Here is a 2,358-nt window from a genome sequence, read left to right as displayed (position 1 = left end):
TTGTAAAGAAAGCTCATGGCGTGTACCTCCATTGGAAAAGCAGCACCGTCCTTCCGCACATGAGTTCCTTGGATTTTAAAATAACCTCCATTTTTAAACAGTTTTTGGAGATCTTTTAAGGCGCGTTCGTGTTCTTGAGGATGGATAAATTCGCTTCCGTGCATACCGATAAATTCTTCGTAATGATATCCATACATCTGGCAAGCAGCGGTATTAGCCTCAACAACGTAACCTTCAAAATCATTAATAATTAACCCATCGCTAGTGGCTTCAAATATGCTGTGATATTGTTCTTCTCTCTCCCGCAGTGCTGATTCGGCTTGCTTGCGTGCGGTAATATCCCGTGTTATGCAAACTTGCTCGCCACTGTCCAGAATATAGTGCAAAACTTCCAGTGAAATTTTCCTCCCATCTTTCCTTACCATTGTTTCTTCTCCCCGCCACTGTCGGTCTTTTAGGAGTGCAGGTATAATTTCTTGTTGATATCTTTGTTCTGCTCTTTGTAAGTCGTCTTCTGAATACATAACTTTCCAGCTTTTCCCAATTAATTCGGCTGGGTTTTCGTAGCCGTTAATCTCGGCAAATGCTTTGTTAGTATACAGAAATTCTCCTTGGTAATTGAGGATAGAAATCCCATCCAATGCTGCTTCGATTACTGCTGCTTGACGGTGTAATATTGCTTCTGTATATTTGCGATCGGTAATATCTTCCACTACCCCTAATATACCGATGACTTTTCCACTGGAATCGTGAATCGGAATTTTACTGATATCGAGCCAAATAGTTTTCCCTTCTGCTGAGGGTTTTTGTTTGGTAGCAATTACGTGTAATTCCGGTGTATCCGTTTCCATGATGTGAAGATCTTGGGCGCGGAATAATTCGGCGACTTCTCGTTTGGGAATCAAGTCGTAATCTGTTTTACCTACTACTGCTTCCGGATTTTCCAGTTGAGCGTATTTTGCCCAGTTTTTGTTGCAACCTTGGAAAACTAAATTAGTATCTTTCCAGAAAACTTGCTGAGGAATATTATCTATAATCAGGCGCAGATATTCTTTGCTTGTTCGCAGTTCTTCTTCTACCTGTTTGCGAGCGGTGATATCGAGCGCCATTGAAGCTATGCCAATCGCATTTCCATCGCTGTCGATCAAAGGTGTGCTATACCACTCGCAAATAATGCTTTTACCATCTTTAGTAAGATTATCGTTGGTGTTGCGAGTTGGACTGCATCTTGCTAAAAGGGCTTCAATAAATTGGTTGACTTCTACTTTAGCATTTTCGGGTACGATTAGATCGGTTAAATGATGGCCGATCGCTTCATCTTTGGTATAACCAAAAATTTGTTCTGCCGCTGGATTCCATTCAATGACTTCAAAATTAGTGTTAAATTCAATCACTGCTAAAGGTGTCTGTTGGAAAAGCAGAGAAAGCCTTTGTTGCGATTTTTTGAGTTCTTGAGTTCGTCGCTCCACTCTTTGTTCCAAAGTGCGGTTGTATTCCTCCAATGTTTCGCGGGATATTCTTAACTGGCGCGTCATTTGATTAAAAGCGCGAGCCAGTATCCCGATTTCATTTTTGGAATTAATTTTGATAAAGTAAGATAAATCTCCTTGCGCGATCGCTTCAGCACCTTGAGCTAATAAATTAATTGGATGCCCGATATATTGAGCCAACATAATTGCTGCAACAATTGCCACAAAGCTAACAGCTACTATTAACAAAGTAAAATGGACAATCAATCTCTGCGGTGCCGCTAATGCTTGGGCTACTGGCTGTTCGACAATGATACCCCAACCTGTTCTTCTGATTAAAGTTGATGTCCCGATAACTTCTACACCTAACAAACCAATATATCGTTTGGCTGTGATTCCCTTACCTCTTTTAATTAGGAGGCTGACAGTCGGAAATGATGCCAAATTTTTTCGTTCTCCGACTACTTTTATATCTTTGTATCCAATTAAATTACCTTGGCGATCGACTATATAAAAGTAGCTGCCTTTTCCAGGTTCAAGTATACTCAATTTTGTCCATAAATTTTCAAAATTTACTACCGCTATTACCACAAATTGGTCACCATTTTTGCTTAGGATGTTTCGCGATATGGTTACCAAAGGTTTATCCTTAACAAAGGAAACTTTACTGATAAATTCCCCTGCTTTTTTGGCGCGAAAGAAAGCTTCTGTTTGGGAAATATTTGTTAAACTTTTAGGCGCAACTGGTTGACATTCAACTAAACTATATAATTCTTGGCCTTGACTGTTTGTTAATGTAATTTTCTGGTATAAACTCAGAGAATCAACGCATATTTCTGCCAAAGATTGTAGAGCGTGATTGGGAGATTTGCTGGTAAGATCTCCAAGT

At 39.9% G+C, this 2,358-nt stretch carries 1 protein-coding gene; it reads right to left on the bottom strand.

From position 1 onward, the window contains the following. Window positions 1-2,358, bottom strand: a 2,358-nt coding sequence (locus H6S82_RS29450; protein WP_191057195.1) for a PAS domain S-box protein, incomplete at both ends; no start/stop codon positions are given.

It is taken from the genome of Planktothrix sp. FACHB-1355 (genome assembly GCF_014748295.1).
Lineage (GTDB): Bacteria > Cyanobacteriota > Cyanobacteriia > Cyanobacteriales > Aerosakkonemataceae > Aerosakkonema > Aerosakkonema funiforme_A.
Note: the sequence above shows the minus strand (reverse complement) of the source record. Positions and strands in the feature narration are given on the sequence as shown.